An 18,019-nucleotide genomic window follows, 5' to 3' on the forward strand; every position below is an offset into this window, starting at 1 on the left:
TGTAAGCGTAAAGGAGAAATGTGATGACGGAGGAAATCCCGACCCCCAGTGATCAAGAGCCCTCGGTGAGCGAGGAAGCCGCTGCCCCGGCCGAGCAGACGCCGCCCTTGAACCGGGAACAGCGCCGCGCTTTGGCGCGCGGCAAGAAGCCGGCCGCCGGCGCCAAGCCCGGCCTGCCCCAGGGCAGCGCGGCCGAACGCGCCACCGGACGCGGCGCCGCCCCCGCCGGCGGCGCGCTCTTCCCGCGAACGGGACATAAGTAGAGCAAACCCACCCCGGCCCTTCGGGCCACCCCTCCCACCAGGCTGGGAAGGGTAGGAAAACTAAAAACCCCGTCGCCTCAGTATAGGCGACGGGGTTTTTCTCTTTAACCCTTCCCAGCCTGGTGGGAGGGGTGGCCCGAAGGGCCGGGGTGGGTTTGCCCCTACCGATCCAGCCACTTCCGGCCGACGTCCGCCACGAGCTTGTTCGCGGCTTCCGGTCCCCAGGTGCCCGCCGCGTAGTTGGGCAGGTCAGGCGCGGGGGTGTTTTTCCACGCTTCGAGGATCGGGGTGATCAGGCCCCATTCGGCTTCGACTTCGTCGTCGCGCGTGAACAGCGCGGCGTCGCCGAGCATGGCGTCCATCAGCAGGCGCTCGTAGGCGTCGTGGATGCGCTGGCCGAAGCTGGTGCCGTAGGTGAAGTTCATATCGACCGGCACCGCGCGGGTCTGAGCGCCCGGCGGCTTCGCGCTCAGGCGCATGGAGATGCCTTCGTTGGGCTGGACGCGAATGGTGATTACGTTCGGCTCAACGCCCGTTGGGGAAAGCTGCTTGAGCAGGATCGGCGGGATCTCCTTGAAGACGATGTTGATCTCGGTGAGACGCTGTCCCATACGCTTGCCGGCGCGGATAAAGAACGGCACGCCCGACCAGCGCCAGTTTTCGATCTCCATCTTCAGCGCGACGAACGAGTCCGTCACGGATTCCTTGGGAACATTCGGCTCGTCCCGGTACGCCGGGACATCCTTGCCATTGATCTGTCCCGCGCCGTACTGGCCGCGCACGACGCACTCCTGGCAGTCCTTGCCGACGACCGGTTTGATCGCCCGCAGCACTTTGACCTTTTCGTCGCGGACATCGTTGGCGCCCAGCGAGTTCGGGGGCTCCATCGCGACCAGGGAAAGGATCTGCAAAGCGTGGCTCTGCACCATGTCGCGCAGCTCGCCGGCCGTATCGAAGTAACCCGCGCGCTGTTCGACGCCGACGGTTTCGGCGACCGTCACCTGAACGTTGTCGATGTACTTGCCGTTCCACAGCGGCTCGAAGAGAGCGTTTGCGAACCGGAAGACGAAGATGTTCTGGACCGTTTCCTTGCCCAGATAGTGGTCGATGCGATAGATCTGGTCCTCGTCAAAGACCGATTTCAGCTCCGTGTTCAGCGCGCGCGCCGTCGTCAGGTCCGAGCCGAAGGGCTTTTCGACGATGATACGAATGAACGGATTGTTCGTTTCGCCGTCACGCTTCGCAAGACCCGCTTTGCCGAGCTGATCGATGACGGTGGAGTAGGTGCTGGGCGGGGTCGCGAGATAGAACAGGCGGTTGCCGCCGGTCCCTTCCGTCTCGTCGAACTTGTCCAAACGCTCCTTGAGCCACTGGAAGCCCTGCGAGTTATCGAAGTCCGAGCGGTGGAAGACGACCCGGTGCGCGAAGCGCGGCCAGGCGTCCTGCGATTCTTTCCACAGGTCCGGAGCGAACTCTTCCAGGGACGCCTTCAGCTCGTCGCGATAAGATTGATCGGAGTAGTCACGGCGCGCGAATCCGATGATCTTCACGTGTTCCGGCAGCAGTCCCTGCGCTTCAATGCTGAACAGCGCGGGGATGAGCTTTCGGTGCGTCAGGTCTCCCGTCGCTCCAAAGATGATGATATTGCAGGGCGGCAAGGGGCGCTCCACCAGCGGCGGCTTCTCGCCGGGTTTGCCCTGCCCGTTGTTTTCATTGATCGCCATAAGGTCTCCTGAAGAGTGTGGTCGGATGTGATTATGCAGTCTTGCGGGCGCCGATCTTCTCGGCGGCCACGCTGGCCTTGTCGCCCGGCTGGATCTGATCGGCGGTGCTGGAGGACGTGCCTTCGTTGACCGTAGCCGCCCCGGACCCGGTGGCGTCGCCCAGGTTCGCGTCGGACGACTTCACGGCGTGCCCGCCAAACTCGTTGCGCAGCGAGGCGATGACCTTCGCGGCGAAGCTTTCGTTCTCGCGCGAATGGAACCGCTCGAAGAGCGAGGCCGTGATGACCGGCGCCGGCACGTTGTGATCGATCGCTTCCTGGATAGTCCAGCGTCCCTCGCCCGAGTCCTCGACATAACCCCGGATGTGCTCCAGGTTGGTGTCGTTCTTGAAGGCGAGCACCAGCAGGTCGAGCAGCCAGGAGCGGACGACGCTGCCGAAGCGCCAGGCCGAGGCGATCGCGGTCAGGTCCAGCTTATACTCGCTGGCGTGCAGGATATCGAACCCTTCGCCGTAGCTCTGAAGCATGCCGTACTCGATGCCGTTGTGCACCATTTTGACATAGTGGCCCGACCCCGACGCACCGGTGTAAACATAGCCGTTTTCCGGCGCGAGGCTCTTGAAGATGGGCTCCGCGATCTTGACGGACGCTTCATCGCCGCCCATCATCAGGCAGTAGCCTTCCTTCAGTCCCCAGACGCCGCCGGAGGTGCCGCAATCGATGTAATGCAGTCCGGCGGTTTCGAGTTCCCCGCCGCGCCGCACCGTATCCTTGAAGTACGAATTTCCGCCGTCGATAATGATATCGCCCGGCGAGAGAACGGCCTTGAGCTTCTCAATTGTGTCGTCGACCGGTTTGCCCTGCGGCACCATGATCCAGAAAATCCGCGTCGCCTGCGTAAACTTCGCGGCCGCTTCTCCCAGATCCGTGACCGAAACGCCGCCGCGCTTCACGACTTCCGCCGCCTTCTCCGGCGACGTATCGAAGCCATAGACCGTGTGGCCGTCGCGCGCGAGCCGCTCCAGCATATTCATTCCCATGCGGCCGAGGCCGACCATGACGAGTTCCATTCCGTGTGATCCCTTTCGGCGAACCCAATGGGGCGTGCTTGGTCCAGCAAATCCTACCCGCACAAATGCCGAGCCTGGTATTTTTGCCGTGTCCAGACGTTAGTTTACCCCGCGAACTATGTCCGCGGGGTTTCCTGACGGGAAATGTTTGAGGAGATTTGGACGGATGGCCCTCATCCCCCAGCCCCTTCTCCCAATTCTGGGAGAAGGGGAGCCAGAGTTTTGAGTTTTAAGATCTCAAATATAAAATCCTAACTCTTATTCCGACTCCCCTCTCTCCCAGAATTGGGAGAGGGGGCTGGGGGATGAGGGCCATCCGGATGAGGGCCTGCCCCTACTCCACCCACTGCGAATGGAAGTTGCCGGGCTTGTCGGTGCGCTCGTAGGTGTGCGCGCCGAAGAGGTCGCGCTGGGCCTGGATCAGGTTCGCGGGCAGGTTCGCGCGGCGGTAGCCGTCGTAGTACGCCAGCGACGAGGAGAAGGCCGGGACGGGGATGCCGAGGCGCGCGGCTTCGGAGATCACGCGGCGCCATCCGGTCTGGCCGTTCCCCACCGCTTCGGTGAAGTACGGCGCGAGCAGAAGGTTCGCCAGGTCCGGCTGGGCGTCGTAGGCTTCCTTGATTCGGTCCAGGAAACGGGCGCGAATGATACAGCCGCCGCGCCAGATCGTCGCGATGGCGCCCAGGTTCAGCGTCCAGCCATGCTCTTTGGCCGCCGCGATCATCTGATCGAAGCCCTGCGCGTACGCCACCACTTTGGAGGCGTAGAGCGCGTCGCGGACATCGTCGATGAACTGCTGGCGATCGCCTTCGATCTTGCCGCCCGTCGGGCCGGGCAGGATCTTGGAGGCGGCGACGCGCTGATCCTTGAATGAGGACAGACAGCGGGCGAAAACGGCTTCGGTAATCGCCGTGACCGGGATGCCCAGGTCCAGCGAGGACTGCGACGTCCACTTGCCGGTGCCCTTTTGCGCGGCCTTGTCCAGAACCTTGTCCACGAGGTAACCATCGGAATCGTCGTCCTTGCGGGCGAAGATCTGTGCGGTGATCTCGATCAGGAACGAATCCAGATCGCCGGCGTTCCACTGGGTGAAGACTTCGTGCAGCTCTTCGTTGGTCAGGCCCAGACCGTTCTTCAGCAGGTCATACGCCTCGGCGATCAGCTGCATGTCGGCGTATTCGATGCCGTTGTGCACCATCTTGACATAGTGGCCGGCGCCGCCCGCGCCGATAAAGGTGCAGCACGGCTCGCCGTTCACCTGCGCCGAGATCTTGGTGAAGATCGGCTCGACAATCGCGTAGGCTTCCTGGCTGCCTCCGGGCATGATGCTCGGCCCGTTCAGCGCGCCTTCCTCGCCGCCGCTGACGCCCGTGCCCAGGAAACGCAGGCCCTCGGCCTCCAGCTCCTTGACGCGGCGCTCGGTGTCGGTGAAGAGCGAATTGCCGCCGTCGATCAAAAGATCGCCCTTGGCGAGAAACGGCTTGATCTCCGCGATGACGTCATCGACCGGCTTGCCGGCCTTGACCATGATCATGATGGCTCGGGGCGGCGTCAGCGCGTTCACGAACTCCTCAACGCTGGTCGAGCCCGTAAACTGTCCTTCGGAGCCATGCTCCGCCAAAAACGTCTCCGTCTTCTCCGTCGTGCGATTATGCACGGCGATCGGGAAGCCCTTGTGCGCCACGTTCCGCGCCAAATTCTGCCCCATTACCGCAAGTCCCGTCAATCCGAAATGTGTCTCGCTCACGCTTTAATCCTCACGCCTCCAAAAATTCCACTTTATTTTGCTTTATATTCGCCCTAAGGGAAATCATATCCTTCTGTGGTTTAGAAAGATCAATGGCAGATTTTTACCACAAAATCAGAAGCGAAACAAAGTAAACAGACACAGCATTTCGAAATTGCAAGTTCGCAGATCGCTTTTATCCCCACCGTATCTCGCTTTCCGACGATATGCCAACACCAAGTTATTTGATATGGTTTCCGGCAGCCGGCCTCTCCGGCGCTTTGCGATGCACTAGCAGGTAGACGGCATATACCGTAAAACCCATCGCATTGGCGCCCATCAAGACAATGAGAGGCCAACTCGGACTTGACCGGGTGTCTTCATGAAAAATCACGGGGGAGAGGCGCCGCATAAACATTGAGGAAAATATCAGAGCAAAGAAGATATTCCGTGGCGCCGGGTTGGGACCTCGAAGTCTGTACTTCACGCAAGCCCAAATAAACAGGCTAGCCGCAATGTCCTGACATAAGTACATCACGAGATTGTAAAGGAGATGAGACATCGTGATCTTACTCCGGGTCCGGCCGCGCCCACTCATGGTACTCGCGATCCTGTTTCCAGACGATGCCCGCGTCCAGCCGCTTTTGTTTCTCAATATCGCCTTCTTTAATCTCACACGTGAGATTAAAGAAGATTATCAGCGCCGCGAAGCCACAAATCGAAAGCTCAACAGGCTCCGTCAGCACATGCCGGTGATGGCGAGCTAATAAGTTCACGATAGCCGGCGTGCTTGATAGAAGGCCCACTAAAGCTCTGCGGCGAAAGGATTTGGAAAGCTTCTTTCGATATAGTCCAACGACCAGAAATAGGCAAAACACCAAATAGCCGATGACAAGCTTATCCGCCAGGTAGAGGCGCAAATGCGTGATCACCTTTCTGCCAATAATACATCCCATGGCAGGCGCTAGTCAACTCCAGGCTCCGGCGAGACAGCACTTATGTCCAACCGTGTCCGCTTCGTACGATATTGGTCTACAATGTCGAACGCTAAACTCCAACATGTTCCAAAAAGCCAACCGCACGACCATAAAACAAGGATCTGCTGCGAGGATGCATGCCAGTAACGACAAGGAAAAACGGAAAAAATAGCTGGTAACACGCCTAATATTAGCCCACCGAATCGAAGTCGCGTTAACTTTGACGCATTTTTGCGACAGAACGCCACAAGAAGGCTGACGTAAACGATCGTGGTGCTTAACACCAATATTGCTACCGAGGTGCGTGTTACCATGGAAACCTCACTCATATGGGAATCGTCAGAACTCAGTCCCACAAACAATCGACAGCCCCAGCAAACATGGTGGAGGACTTCATATCGATTTCAGCGAGGCGGTTTCTATCAAGTGAGACCGAGAAGCGCCGCAATAGTTGCATTGTACCACGCGAGTAACGCCTGGTTGACGCTTAACCCCTGCCGCGTCCCTCTTCCAGCGCCGCCGGATCGTGGTCGCCAGTATAGCCGAATGCTGGTCGACAATGCTGCGATAAAGGTGAAGCTCATAAAAATGCGGCGCTTGAGGATTTGTTGACCGAGGCGTTGTAACATTCTGGTGCGAAGTGAGTGTGTGCATTCCTTCACAGGTACAATCCCTGGGAGCGACGGTCCGCTTTTCATAATTCCGCCATTAAGAGAAACAACCCTATGAGCACCGAAACATCTGAAGTGAAAGAATACACAGCGCCGTCTGGAAGCAGCAAAAGGATAGTGTGGCGTAACGGCGACAACGAGGCTGTTGAGGTCGATGTGGCGGCCGAATGGATCGTCCTGCGCAAAAAGGAGAAACCTGCTGCCGAAATCTTTCACACCTATTACAAGGTCGCCGATGCGAAAGTCCGTCGGCCGGTCACGTTTGTCTTCAATGGCGGTCCCGGGGCCGCGTCCGCCTATCTGCACATCGGCGGAATTGGTCCGCAGCGCGTCGCGTTTGGCCCGAACGGCGTGATGCTTCCCCCGCCAACCCGACTTGTCGAGAACTCCGAAAGCTGGATTGAGTTCACGGATCTTGTTTTCGTGGATCCGGTGGGAACTGGGTTCAGCCGCACCATTGAACCCAAAGAGAAGCCGGATGAGAAAGACAAACCCGATCCATCGAAAACAGTCGATGAAAAGGAATTCTACGCGCTGGAGCGCGATCTGGAATCGCTGGGCGAGTTTATCGAACGGTTCCTCTCAAAGCATAAACTCTGGGATGTTCCGATCTATATCGCCGGCGAAAGCTACGGTGGATTTCGCAGCGCAAAACTCGCCCGCCGCTTACAGGAAATCCATGGAGTAGGGCTGACGGCGGCGATCGCCATCTCCCCCGCCTTAGAATTTTCTCTGCTACAGGCGAACGATTATGATGTCCAGTCCTACGTGGATCAGTTCTGCGCCATGGCCTTGGCGGCGGCATACCACAGGCATTCGCGAGTTCTCAAGGGCGACGAACCGATTGAGGCGCAGCGCGAAGTGATCGAAGCCTTCGCCACGGGAGAACTGGCGCACGCTCTGCTGATAGGAACAGCCAATAAGCAAGAGGTACGCCAGCAGGTATTCGCCAAAGTCGCGGATTTCTTGGGACTTTCCGAAGATCTGGTATCCCGTGGTCATGGCAGGGTGCCCTTCTGGCGCTTTGCTCGCGAGCTGCTAAAATCCGAACAGAAAACTCTCAGCTTTTACGATGCGTCGGTCACCGCAATCGATCCATTTCCCGATCGTGAATGGAACGAAGCGCCGGAGCCGGGACTGGCCGGTTCGCAGCGCCTCTTCGTGAGCGGCATCAATCACTTGCTGCGCAGCGACCTGAATGTCGAAACCAACCGTAAGTACGAGATATTGAACTATGATGTCAACAATGAATGGAAGCGCGACGGCAAGAACCACCCCTTTGATGCTCCGGCGGGAGCCGTGGACGATTTGCGCTACGCCATGAGCGTGAATCCGCACATGAAAGTGCTCATCACCCACGGCTACTACGACATGGTGACGCCCTACTTCTCGTCCGAACGCCTTGCCGCACAGATGAAGCTATTGCCGGAACAAAGAGAAAATCTCTTCATCCAGCATTTTCAAGGCGGTCATATGTTCTACACATGGGACAAATCACGCGCCGATTTCCGCGACTGGGTGCGGGAGTATTACGTTTAAGGCGCTTTATTGAATTAGTATCTGCATTCACCATACCGGAATACACACCGGATTATCGTATGTGCAAAGCCAATTACCTTTACCCCTGCCGCGCGCCTTCCCCCAGCGCCGCTGGCGCGGCGAACCGCCCCCGCCCTCTCAAAAGCAGCGCAAGCAGAGTCAGCAAGTACGGCAGGGCGAGGAAGAATTGATAAGGGATGTGGGAGGCGGACGCCTGGAATTGGTATTGCAGGGCGCTGGCGAGGCCGAAGAGGAGGGCGGCGATGAGGACGCCGGCGGGACGCCAGCGGCCGAGGATGACGACGGCGAGGGCGATGAAGCCGCGGCCGGCGCTCATGTTTTCGACGAAACCGTTGGTGTAGGCGATGCTCAGATAGGCGCCGGCGAGGCCGGCGAGCGCGCCGCCCCAGAGGATCGCGAGGGTGCGGACGCGAGGGACGCGGACGCCGCTCGCGCTGGCGGCTTCGGGGTATTCGCCGGTGGCGCGAAGGCGAAGGCCGGCGACGGTCTTGGAGAGAAAGAGCGCGCAGGCGGGGACGAGCAGCCAGCTTAAGTATCCGAGGATGTTTTGCTCGAAAAAGGCGGCGCCGATCACGGGCAGCTTGTGCAGTCCGGGGATCGCGATCGGCTCGAACGCGACAGCGCTGGCGCCGCTCTGGCTGAACTGCGCGCGGAACAGGACGCCGGTGAGTCCGAGCGCCAGGATATTGATCGCCGTGCCGCTAATCACTTGATCGGCGCGCAGGCGCACGGCGAATAGGGCGAACAGCAGGGCGAGGGCCATGCCGGCCGCGATGGCGGCCAGCACGCCGAGCCAGGGGGAATGGGTGTGGTAGGAAACGGTGAAGCCCGCGAGCGCGCCCGCCAGCACCATGCCTTCGATGCCGACATTGATGACGCCCGCGCGCTCCGCCATCACCTCCCCGAGCGCGGCCAGCAGCAGCGGGGTGGCGAGGCGGACGCCGGTAATGAGCAGTCCGGTGAGAATCAGCGCGGTCATGCGTTACGCGCTTTTCTTGTTCTTGATCTCGCTCAGATGCCGCTCTTCCTCAAGCTCCAGCGCTTCCAGGCTCTTGCGCTGCGGCTCGCCGGTCGCCGGGATCAGGTCGGTCACGGCGACCAGGATGGTGTAGCGCAGGGCAAACTTCTTTTCGGCGGCGCTCAGGCGGTTGCGCGCCTCGTCGGAGAGGCCGTCCAGCCACTTCTGGCGCTGCGCTTCCGAGCCCTCGGTATGGCGGGCGCGCAGGGTCTCGGGCAGGGTGATGGGGTCAATATCCACCGCCGCCGTACCGTCGTCGTAGATCTTGGCGACGACGCCGGTCATTCCCCGGTAGTGATTGTAAAACAGCTGCGATTTGGCGTCGGCGGCGACTGCTTCGCGGTCCACCACGGTCGCCCGGTCTTTTTCCGCGATCGGCTTTGACATAATGCGTATTCCTCTTCGGGTAACATAGTCTCGTCTCGCTTCCCCGGCCGTTTGGCGGCGCCGGCTTCTGGGGTAGACTGCTTGCGGAGAATATCGAAACTATGAACACCCTTTCCAATGTTGCAGACGTATTGCTTATTTTAGCATTTTTAGGCTTCGTTGGCGTACTGATCTGGCTCGGCGCGACGGCGGTTCACATAAAAAACTCAGTCGTCGGCAACGGAAAGAAGCTTTATTCGCGTCCGGCCGCGTCTGTGAAGAACCTGACGGTCGCCGGCAAGGGGATCGTGCAGCAGGAAACCGTCCGCGTGAAGCGCATCGGCGCGACCGGCCTGGTCGCGGTTCACGCCGTGCAAGCAACCGTCGCGGAGGCGAAAGTCGCCGTGGATTCACTGCGCGAGGCCGACCTTGGCCCAATCCTTCAGCAGGCGCAAACAGCCGCGAAGTTCGCCAGCGCAGTGGCGCAGACGGTGAAGGCGGCAAAGCAGGAAGCGTAGGACATCCCCTCTGGGTGACTTACCCCCGGCCTCCGGGCGCCCCTCCAGGACAAACCCGCTCCGGCGCTTCGCGCGACCCCTCCCTGGACAAATTCAAAACGAGCTCAAGCGAGTTGAGGGGATGGGTTCCCTCACGTCGCCCGCGCGACTTTGCCCGTTCCCTCGATCGGCGCCGGCAGGGGCTGGCTGACCAGGACGTGGTGCGTCTTCGGCAGGGTGACGGTGAATGCTGAGCCTTGTCCGGGGGTGCTCTTGACGCGGATCGTGCCGCCGTGGGCGTTCACCAGGGCGCGCGTCAGATAGAGACCGATCCCGGTCCCCAGAACGGGCATGGCGGACTTGCCGCTGGGGCTCGCGACATCCTGAATGCGGTAGAACTTGTCGAAGACATGCTCGGCCTGTTCGGGCGTCATCCCCATCCCCTCGTCGCACACGCTGATCTCCACGGACGTTCCCTTATCGTCGATAATGACTTCGACCAGGCCGCCCTCCGGAGAGTATTTGATCGCGTTGCTGAGCAGGTTGATCAGGATCTGCTCGAACTTATCGATATCCCCTTCGACCGGCACCGGCTGCTCCGGAGCGGTGAGGAAGAGCCGGTGCTTCTTCGTGTGCGCGCGCATGATCTCCAGCACCTTCGACGCCGGGCTGCGGACATCGAAGGTGCGCACATGCATCACGACCGGCCGGCCGGCCTCCACGCGGCTGTTGTCGAGCAGCTCGTTTGTCATGCGCAGCAGACGATCGCACTCTCCCTTGATGATGCCGTAGATCTCCGCGCGCTCCTCCTGAGAGACGCCCGCGCCCTGCGGCGTGTCCATCAAATCCAGAGTTTCGATGAAGCCCTTGACAGCGGTGAGGGGGTTACGCAGCTCATGCGACGCAAAGGAAACGAACTCGGCGCGCAGGGCGTCGCCTTCTTTCAGGCGCTGCGCCATACGATTGAGCTCGTGGGCGAGGTCCTGCATCTCATCGCGGCTGTGGACGCCCCGCAGGCGATAGTCCAGATCTCCCTTGCCGATCCGGCGCAGCGCGCCGCCCATCTTGTTGACGGGCTCGATGAGGCGGCGCGCCAGGAAGAACGAGACGATGGCGCTGCTGGCGACGATCGCCACGAACAGCACGATCAGCGGGCGGTCGAGGTTCTGGTAGGCGGCCTGGACGATGGCGGGATCGATCCCCGCGACATCGCGCAGGCTGAGCTGGATAACGGCGGCCACGGAGATCGTCACGATCAGCATCAGCAGCACGCTGAACATGGAGAAGGCGAGGGTGAACTTGTCGGTAAGCCGCACGCGCAGCACCGTGCGGGTGAGCCAGCGCCAGAGCAGCCACATGCCGATATCCATGGAGGCCATCGCCAGCAGCCACATCACGGGGTAGCCGTTCGCCACGGCGAGGTACCGGGGCAGGCTGCCGCTGGCGTTGAGCAGTAAGAGCGCTTCGCCGAGCAGCAGCAGGGAAAAGGCCAGACTCACCAGGGGACGACGGCGCAGGCGGCGCGGCGTGCTGGTGAGCAGTAGCACATAGCCGCCCATCCGGGTCATGGAGACCAGATCGACGAGATGAACGCCCTGGCCGCTGTCGCTGACGGCGGAGATCAGGGCGGCGACGGTAATGCAGGCGAATCCGGCGGAGCGGCAGGCGTGACGCCAGTGGCTCTGGCGCCAGAGGGCGCGGGTCGTCCCATGCGCGGCGTAGTGCAGCCAGCTGCGAAGCGAAAGATACGCAAGGGCGCTGGTCGTGGCGAACAGATAGAAGCCCAGTAAGAACGCCAGGATGCGCATGGGGACGAAGCTCTCCGCGAATCGCGGTTCTTAGTGCGCGAGCGCCGACAGCGCGGGGAAGACGCGCGGCGGGATCGTGCTGCCGGAACCGGGGTTATCGTCCATTCCTACGGATTTTCCGTCGACGATAATTCCCTGTTCGCTCACGGACTTCGCGGCGGGCGAGCGGTCGGCGGCGGGAACGTCCAGGTTCACGATCTGCACGCTGACGGCGCCGTGGCTTTGCTGCGCCATCTGGCGCACGGCCGTGAGAGTCTGCTGGAGCGCTTCGGTCTTCGCCTGGTTGTCCGGAGTATAAGTCCAGCCGACCACGACTTTATGCTTGGCGGTCTTGGGATCGCCGATCTGCTCCTCCGCCGGAATGGGGTCCGTTCCGGGAGGCGCGGCCTGGGCGAGCGGCGCCGGCGCCGGCGTCTTTGGCGTGTCTTTCTTGGTGTCTGACGTCTGCTGCGGCGCGTCCTCATCATGGTCCGCAACGGCGTTGCGCTGCATGCCCTTGGATAAGAATGAAAGGGCGGCCACGAGAACAAGGATAACGACGATGGGTCCTGCGAGCTTCATAAATCTACTCCTGTCGCTCTCATGATACGAGATATCGCCGCGACTGTCAAGAAGGGAAGCACGGTCAGCGAGCCGGGGGAGCAAGGGAGCTGCGAACACCGAGGTACGCCGCCATGCGGCCCGTGACGCCGTCGCGGCGATAGGAGAAGAAATCACGCCCGTTGCGACAGGTGTCTTCGCCGCAAACGGCGATGCTGTCCGGCCTCATGCCGGCGGCAAGCAGCTGGCTGAACAGAATCTGGCGAAGGTTCAGCTGGAATTTGCCGGCGAACTCATCGCTGGGCGTCACAGCGGTCGCCGCGCCCACGTCGCGCCCCCGCGCGAAGTTCCGAAAGACATCGGCGACATCCCGGCCAACCGTGTAGCTCTCGGCGGAGATCGACGGGCCGATGGCGGCGACGCATCCGTCGGGGCGGCATCCCAGCTCCCGCTCCATCGTTTGCAGCGTCTTGGCCGCGATATTCGCGGCGGTCCCGCGCCAGCCCGCATGCGCAAGCCCCACCACCCGCTTCACCGGATCCACGAAATAGACGGGAACGCAGTCGGCGAAGTACAGCATCAGCAGCACATCGGGAACGGCGGTCACCAGCGCATCCGCGCCCGGCGCCGGGGTCAAGCTTCCCGCCGTCACCACTTCCACCACATCCCCATGCACCTGCTCCGCCATCGCGACCTGCGTTTCCGCATAGCCAAGATCGCTCCAGAGCCGCCGCCGATTTTCCAGCACATGGTCCCGGTCATCGCCGACATGCCCGCCCAGATTCAAGCGCTCATACGGCGCGATGCTGACTCCGCCGTGACGCGTGGTGAAGCCCTGGACAACCCCCGGCAGCCAGGACATCGTCGACGCCTGATACACCGGCAAATCGCCCACATTCGCCCGCTTCCACGGCGCTTTGATTAATCCTAACACTGGCGCTCCTCTTCCCCTACTCCGCCATCTCATACAGATCCATCTCGCCCGAGAGCAGCGCTTCTTTGGTCGCCGCCTCACAGAGATGATCTAATTTCGCGATGTATTCGCGGACGGTCATGACCACGGTGGCGTGCGACCAGGTCAAGGGCGACACGGAGATCGGGCCGCCGCTGTAGGGGTGGAGCTGTTCGGCGAGCACGCCGGAGTCGAGCGTGTGCTTGCGGACCCAGTCCAGAATTTCTAAGGCGCGCGACAGGTCTGGCAGGCTCTTGGCCTTGGCGATATACCACTCGGCGAGCCAGAGGGTGCAGATGATCCAGGGGTTGCCGGGAACGTTGGCGACGTCCTGGCTGACCTGGTGGTAGTAATCGTTCTCGTAGCGCGCGACGCCGCCGATGTCGGTGCGGCACCAGAGACGCTGCTCGATCTGGGTCATGGTGGAAACGACCATGGGATCGTCGGCCGGGAACATGCCGAATTGGAAGACGCCGTAGAGACTGCTGTCGATATTGACGTCGGCGTCGATCGCCCCGGTCGCCCGGTCGATGGTGATGCGCCGGACGAAACGCTCGCGCTCCGGATCCCATAGGTGCTTGGCGGCGGCGACCTTGATCTCATCGCGCGCCGTGTTGAATGTCTCCACCCGCTCGAAGTCGCCAAAGGTTTCGGCGAAAAGAGCGGCGGCGTTCAGGCCGGCCCACACGGCGGCCACCGTGAAGGTATGGATGCCGTGCCGCTCTTCCCACAGATCGTAGGAGGCGCCCGGCAGGCCCGTATGCGTGTCCCGGTAGGAGGCCAGGAAGTCGCCGGCGCGCCGGATCAGGGGCGAGTAAAGAGTCCGGATGAATTCGACGTCGCGATACCGCTGGTAGTGCTCCCAGAGCGCCCAGATCACCAGCGCGGTCTCGTCCTCCTGAATGGGGAGCTGCGGGTTGCCCTCCCCGTCGGTCCAGGGGTGCCAGGAGGAGCCGAGCGACTTGTCCGGGTTATACTTGTGCAGCAAGTACCCTTCGGGCAGCAGAACATCCTTGCAGAAGTTGTAGAAGTTCCGGGTAATGTCGGGCTGGCCGGCGAGATCGAGCGCGTAGGCCACCAGAGCGCCGTCGCGCGGCCACATATAGGAATAGGTGTCGTTGTTGAAGTCGAGATAGTCGCTGTCGTTCGCCGCCAGGATCGCGCCCCGGTTGTCGATCTGCGTGCGCAGGATCAGCAGAGATTGCTTGTAAAGCGTGACAATCGAATCGGGCAGGTCGCCGTAGGGGATGTCATCTTTGTTGACCCAGCGATTCCAGTAGGTGCGGACCCGGTGGATAAAGAACTCCGCGCCGCGCTCTTTGACCAATGCATCGATCAGCTTGACGCCCGCGTAATCTTCGGCTGCCGCCAGCCAGTAGTAGACAGTTGCCGTGCGGTCCAATTGGATATGCGCGCCGATCGTGCTGTCCACGGCGCCCTGCGCGATCGGATTTCGCTCCAGCACGCCATCCTCGGCGTCGCGCCACGTCCCCTCCGCGCCATGCGCGCGGGAAACGCCGACCGCGTAGTGGCGCACGCCGAACTTGGGCGGATCGCCGTCCACGCACACATTCGCCAACATCCAGCACTTGCCTTTATAGTGGATCATCGCCTGGAGGTTGGGCGCATAGTACGCCGTGTTGCCTTCGGAGGAGGCCCACAGGTTGAAGTCGTGATGCCAGAACAGCCGCACATCGCGCGGCATCGGCAGCAGGTTCTCGATCTCGACCTTGCGGACATAGAGATCGCGGTCGAAGTCCACGCAGTCATGGCACTTGAGCTGGATTCCCAGTCCCCAGTGCGTCGCGGTGACTTCCGTCACCAGCGTATCGTTCTCATATTTGAGAGATTTCTGCCAGGAGGGCTCGTGGATCCAGGACATTTGCCCGTCTACCCACACGCCAAATCGACAGGCTTGCCCACGGGTATGGTTCTCGAGACCGACATAGGGAAAGTAAACGTCTCGCAGCGTATAGCGCGAATCGAAGGTTATCAAAAGATTGCCGTTGGCAATCGGAATGTCGCGTGGCATATGCTGTTCAGCGCGGCGTAAGCCGGCGCCGCCCTCTCATGGCTCAATTATACCACGTGACTTCGTCGCCGGTTTGTTGACGCAAGCCGGCGGTTCTGTCATAATATGGTATGAGCAAAGCGCGAAAAACTCGGGCAATGGAAGCCGGACGCCCCATGGCGCTGGCGATCACTTTGGGAGCGCTGAGCGCGCTGTGTGTCAGCCTCATTTACTTTATCGTCGAATATCTGAATCCCACGTCGCCTCTTCGGACATTCTTCGATCTGGTCAGTTACAACTACACCAGCACGCTGCCCTCGACCTCCCTCTACCAGCAGCTTTCCAACGACATTAACCGTCAAATGGCGCTGTTCGCCGATCCGGCGGCCTATCTGGTCGGCGGGATTGTGATGGGAGAGACGGTGTCGCGGCGCTACTCGCAGCGCCAGGTGTTCCTCGCCGGCGGCGGCATGGCGTTCGCGCTGAACCTCGTCGCTCTTTCGATCCCCTGGGGCATGCGTCTGGTGAGCCAGCACGGCCACCTTCAGCCCGGCCAGATCGATCCGAAGCTGGAGGCGATGCAGGGGCTTCTGACTCTCTTCTGGATTGGGATGTGCCTGGTCGGCATCGAAATCGGCCTGCGCTGGCGCAACGCCAAACTCAGCGGCGCGGACGCTAAGACCGCTCCGGCCGCGCCCTCACACTGACCCGTCGACGACATGGGGCGGCGCCCTGAGACATCAGTCTCGGAGCGCTCCCAGCCAACGCACCGCCGACGCCTTCACCACAGGGACAGCTCCCTCGTGGCTGACCGTCCCCTCCACCGCTAACAGATCCCCGCGCACCGTCGGAGGAATCAGCCCCGGCGCATCCACGCGCACCAGCGCCTTGCTTCCCGGATCGGAAACGTAAAAGACATCGCCAAGCCGGGCCGAGCCGTTGGTGACGACGGCGTTGACGAACGTGACGCTCTGCCCGTCAGCGACTTTCCCAATTCCCGCGATCGGTCGACGCGGCAGTCCCGGAGTGATCTTCAGCGTCTCCCCGGCATGGACATGGACGGTTCCCAGATCGGTCTTGACGCCGCCGTCCTCCCAGGACGCATAGTAAGCGCCGGGCGTCACGCCGATCACCGCGAAGAATCCGTTCCCATCGGCGCGCGCCTGACGGCGTCCGCCATGCGCGCGGCGCAGCGTCACCACCGCGCCGTCACGCGGCGCGAGACCGTCCGGACTGAGCAGCGTCCCCTGCACGACGCCCGTCTCCGGATGTGATTTCCAGGGCATGGGCGGGATTGCGACATCCTTTTTGTACAACGCCGATTCGCCGAGCGCATCATAAAACTTGGGATCATATTGCAGGACGCCGTCGGGCGCGGAGGCGTCGGCGGTGGTGCTGGCGTAGGAATAGAGCAGCGTTCCCGCCAGATGGGCGCCGCTCATCGACGGCGCGCGCGTCTCGTTGATCTGCCACAGCGATTCCGGGATGGAGTTCATATAGATCGCGGTCCCCATCGCCGCCCGCCGCCCGTACTGATGGTCCTTCAGAAACGCGTTCCACTGCCGCCAATGGTCCCGATGCCTGCCGCTATTCATGTAGGTCATGCCGCAGTCCAGATCCAGGATGCCCTCGCGCATCCAGTCTCGCCACGGCGCGAAGACGCCCTGATACGAGGCGCTCTTGGCTTCGTATTCGGCGTCGCTCTCCGGCCCCTTGCCCCAGCAGATCGTCGCCGCGCTCACGATCACCTTCGGACGCACCGCGACAGCACTGGCGTAAACCCTCCGCACCAGCGCCGTCACCTGATCGCGCCGCCACTGTTTCCAGCGCTCATCGCTCCATACCGGCTGCCCGGTCGTCCCATAGCGGGCGTTATAACGCGCGACTGAAACGGGGTTATATCCCCAGTGTCCCACGGTTTTGTCCGCGCCGCCGTAACGGATAAAGTCCATATGGATCCCATCGACATCGTAATGCCGCACGATATCCGTGTACACCCGAACCGTCCAGTCGGCGGCGGCCGGGTTGCCGGGATCGATCTTCGTCACTTCCGAATCGAACATTTCCTTCGTGTCGGACAATGAGATCCAGTCGGGATGGAGCTTCGGCAGCGCGCGCGGCCCCTTGTTCCCGCCCACCGCGCAGGCGTTCACCCAGGCATGGATTTGAACGCGAGGCAGCCCCGCTTGATGCGCATGCTCGATCAAATACTCCAGCGCGTCGAAGTGCGACGCGTCGTCATCCGCCCACGGCTCATACGACGATCGATAATAGGCGTCCGCCCGTTTGCGCATCTGCACAAACACCGCATTCATGTGCAATTGCCGCACCCGCGCCAGCAGCGCATCGCACTGCGCGGGAGTCTTGTATCCGTCATTGAACCCATCCACCCAGAACGCCCGCAGCTCCGGCCGCTGCGGCCCGTAATCCTTACGCGGCGGAGGCGGCGGAACGGGCTTGGGCGGATCCACGGGTTTTGGCGAGGGCGACGCGGCAATCGGCGCCGGAACAGCAGCGGCGACACGCACGGAAACTTTGGGAGAAGCAGCCACAGGCGGCGCAGCCGGCTGCGCCGCGCAGCCTGCGGCGCCGATCACGCCCGCGAAGAGGGAAACAAGACGAACGATTGGCACAGCGGAATGCTCCTTGAACGGGGCGAGGGAATTAGGAACATTATAGCAACGTCGGGGGAAGCCGGTCAACCGTGCAGGCGTGAAATAAAATCGAGAGAGGCGTCTCGAACAGGCGTGCGGTTTTCGTGAGGTATATTAAATGGCAAGAGGCCAGCCGCTGAAACGACTGGCCTCCTAGTTCACAGGAAAGGAGGTGAAATCCTT

The 18,019-nt window shown here is 61.5% G+C and carries 15 protein-coding genes; 4 read left to right on the forward strand and 11 right to left on the reverse strand.

The features are described from left to right. Nucleotides 1-23: 23 nt before the first annotated feature. Nucleotides 24-263, forward strand: coding sequence for a hypothetical protein (locus D5261_RS01110; RefSeq protein WP_119320116.1), 240 nt, complete (start codon nucleotides 24-26; stop codon nucleotides 261-263). Between the two features lie 161 nt (nucleotides 264-424). On the opposite strand, the gene zwf is transcribed toward D5261_RS01110, so the two are convergent. The 4 genes from zwf to D5261_RS01130 all read right to left on the reverse strand — a co-directional run bounded on the left by zwf (nucleotide 425) and on the right by D5261_RS01130 (nucleotide 5,702). Beyond that, a complete protein-coding gene (gene zwf / locus D5261_RS01115; RefSeq protein ID WP_119320117.1) occupies nucleotides 425-1,987 on the reverse strand; it encodes a glucose-6-phosphate dehydrogenase in 1,563 nt (520 codons plus the stop codon). A gap of 31 nt (nucleotides 1,988-2,018) precedes the next feature. Then, nucleotides 2,019-3,056 carry a phosphogluconate dehydrogenase (NAD(+)-dependent, decarboxylating) gene (gnd, locus tag D5261_RS01120; protein ID WP_119320118.1) on the reverse strand — a complete coding sequence of 346 codons (1,038 nt, stop codon included), beginning with the start codon at nucleotides 3,054-3,056 and terminating at the stop codon, nucleotides 2,019-2,021. A 334-nt stretch (nucleotides 3,057-3,390) separates the two neighbouring features. After that, entirely contained in the window at nucleotides 3,391-4,803 is a 1,413-nt protein-coding gene (gnd, locus tag D5261_RS01125) for an NADP-dependent phosphogluconate dehydrogenase (RefSeq protein ID WP_119320119.1), read from the reverse strand. A gap of 548 nt (nucleotides 4,804-5,351) precedes the next feature. Then, a complete protein-coding gene (locus D5261_RS01130) occupies nucleotides 5,352-5,702 on the reverse strand; it encodes a hypothetical protein (protein WP_125205840.1) in 351 nt (116 codons plus the stop codon). Nucleotides 5,703-6,484: 782 nt separating this feature from the next. Here D5261_RS01130 and D5261_RS01135 point away from each other — a divergent pair. After that, nucleotides 6,485-7,969, forward strand: coding sequence for a S10 family peptidase (locus D5261_RS01135; RefSeq protein ID WP_119320122.1), 1,485 nt, complete (start codon nucleotides 6,485-6,487; stop codon nucleotides 7,967-7,969). 79 nt (nucleotides 7,970-8,048) lie between these two features. Here the strand turns inward: D5261_RS01135 and D5261_RS01140 are convergent, their stop codons facing one another. After that, nucleotides 8,049-8,969 (reverse strand): ABC transporter permease, encoded by a 921-nt coding sequence (locus D5261_RS01140; RefSeq protein ID WP_119320123.1) that lies wholly within the window; start codon nucleotides 8,967-8,969, stop codon nucleotides 8,049-8,051. Nucleotides 8,970-8,972: 3 nt separating this feature from the next. Beyond that, on the reverse strand, nucleotides 8,973-9,395 hold the full coding sequence (locus tag D5261_RS01145) for a hypothetical protein (RefSeq protein ID WP_119320124.1): 423 nt from the start codon (nucleotides 9,393-9,395) through the stop codon (nucleotides 8,973-8,975). Nucleotides 9,396-9,496: 101 nt separating this feature from the next. Between D5261_RS01145 and D5261_RS01150 the strand changes: the two genes are divergently transcribed. Next, on the forward strand, nucleotides 9,497-9,892 hold the full coding sequence (locus tag D5261_RS01150; RefSeq protein ID WP_119320125.1) for a hypothetical protein: 396 nt from the start codon (nucleotides 9,497-9,499) through the stop codon (nucleotides 9,890-9,892). A 131-nt stretch (nucleotides 9,893-10,023) separates the two neighbouring features. Here D5261_RS01150 and D5261_RS01155 read toward each other — a convergent pair whose 3' ends face one another. The 4 genes from D5261_RS01155 to D5261_RS01170 form a co-directional block, all read right to left on the reverse strand. Further along, the gene (locus D5261_RS01155) at nucleotides 10,024-11,679 is read right to left on the reverse strand and encodes a sensor histidine kinase (RefSeq protein ID WP_119320126.1); all 1,656 of its coding nucleotides are present in this window, start codon (nucleotides 11,677-11,679) and stop codon (nucleotides 10,024-10,026) included. 30 nt (nucleotides 11,680-11,709) lie between these two features. Beyond that, nucleotides 11,710-12,240 (reverse strand): hypothetical protein, encoded by a 531-nt coding sequence (locus D5261_RS01160; RefSeq protein ID WP_119320127.1) that lies wholly within the window; start codon nucleotides 12,238-12,240, stop codon nucleotides 11,710-11,712. 64 nt (nucleotides 12,241-12,304) lie between these two features. Next, on the reverse strand, nucleotides 12,305-13,153 hold the full coding sequence (gene pgeF / locus D5261_RS01165; RefSeq protein WP_165863996.1) for a peptidoglycan editing factor PgeF: 849 nt from the start codon (nucleotides 13,151-13,153) through the stop codon (nucleotides 12,305-12,307). 16 nt (nucleotides 13,154-13,169) lie between these two features. Continuing rightward, a complete protein-coding gene (locus D5261_RS01170; RefSeq protein ID WP_119320129.1) occupies nucleotides 13,170-15,203 on the reverse strand; it encodes a glycoside hydrolase family 15 protein in 2,034 nt (677 codons plus the stop codon). 137 nt (nucleotides 15,204-15,340) lie between these two features. Here D5261_RS01170 and D5261_RS01175 point away from each other — a divergent pair, with 137 nt between their 5' ends. Further along, a complete protein-coding gene (locus tag D5261_RS01175) occupies nucleotides 15,341-15,889 on the forward strand; it encodes a hypothetical protein (RefSeq protein WP_119320130.1) in 549 nt (182 codons plus the stop codon). Nucleotides 15,890-15,922: 33 nt separating this feature from the next. Here D5261_RS01175 and D5261_RS01180 read toward each other — a convergent pair whose 3' ends face one another. Next, complete coding sequence (locus tag D5261_RS01180; RefSeq protein WP_165863997.1) at nucleotides 15,923-17,815, reverse strand: glycoside hydrolase family 10-like protein; 1,893 nt, start codon at nucleotides 17,813-17,815, stop codon at nucleotides 15,923-15,925. Between the last annotated feature and the right edge of the window lie 204 nt (nucleotides 17,816-18,019).

It is taken from the genome of Capsulimonas corticalis, assembly GCF_003574315.2.
Classification (GTDB): domain Bacteria; phylum Armatimonadota; class Armatimonadia; order Armatimonadales; family Capsulimonadaceae; genus Capsulimonas; species Capsulimonas corticalis.

What these genes read in the sequence shown, in the direction of transcription:
- D5261_RS01140 (WP_119320123.1), bottom strand. Translation starts at nt 8,969, where the DNA reads ATGACCGCGCTGATTCTCACCGGACTGCTCATTACCGGCGTCCGCCTC.
- D5261_RS01160 (WP_119320127.1), bottom strand. Translation starts at nt 12,240, where the DNA reads ATGAAGCTCGCAGGACCCATCGTCGTTATCCTTGTTCTCGTGGCCGCC.
- gnd (WP_119320118.1), bottom strand. Translation starts at nt 3,056, where the DNA reads ATGGAACTCGTCATGGTCGGCCTCGGCCGCATGGGAATGAATATGCTG.
- zwf (WP_119320117.1), bottom strand. Translation starts at nt 1,987, where the DNA reads ATGGCGATCAATGAAAACAACGGGCAGGGCAAACCCGGCGAGAAGCCG.
- D5261_RS01175 (WP_119320130.1), top strand. Translation starts at nt 15,341, where the DNA reads ATGGAAGCCGGACGCCCCATGGCGCTGGCGATCACTTTGGGAGCGCTG.
- D5261_RS01170 (WP_119320129.1), bottom strand. Translation starts at nt 15,203, where the DNA reads ATGCCACGCGACATTCCGATTGCCAACGGCAATCTTTTGATAACCTTC.
- D5261_RS01155 (WP_119320126.1), bottom strand. Translation starts at nt 11,679, where the DNA reads ATGCGCATCCTGGCGTTCTTACTGGGCTTCTATCTGTTCGCCACGACC.
- D5261_RS01110 (WP_119320116.1), top strand. Translation starts at nt 24, where the DNA reads ATGACGGAGGAAATCCCGACCCCCAGTGATCAAGAGCCCTCGGTGAGC.
- D5261_RS01135 (WP_119320122.1), top strand. Translation starts at nt 6,485, where the DNA reads ATGAGCACCGAAACATCTGAAGTGAAAGAATACACAGCGCCGTCTGGA.
- D5261_RS01150 (WP_119320125.1), top strand. Translation starts at nt 9,497, where the DNA reads ATGAACACCCTTTCCAATGTTGCAGACGTATTGCTTATTTTAGCATTT.
- D5261_RS01145 (WP_119320124.1), bottom strand. Translation starts at nt 9,395, where the DNA reads ATGTCAAAGCCGATCGCGGAAAAAGACCGGGCGACCGTGGTGGACCGC.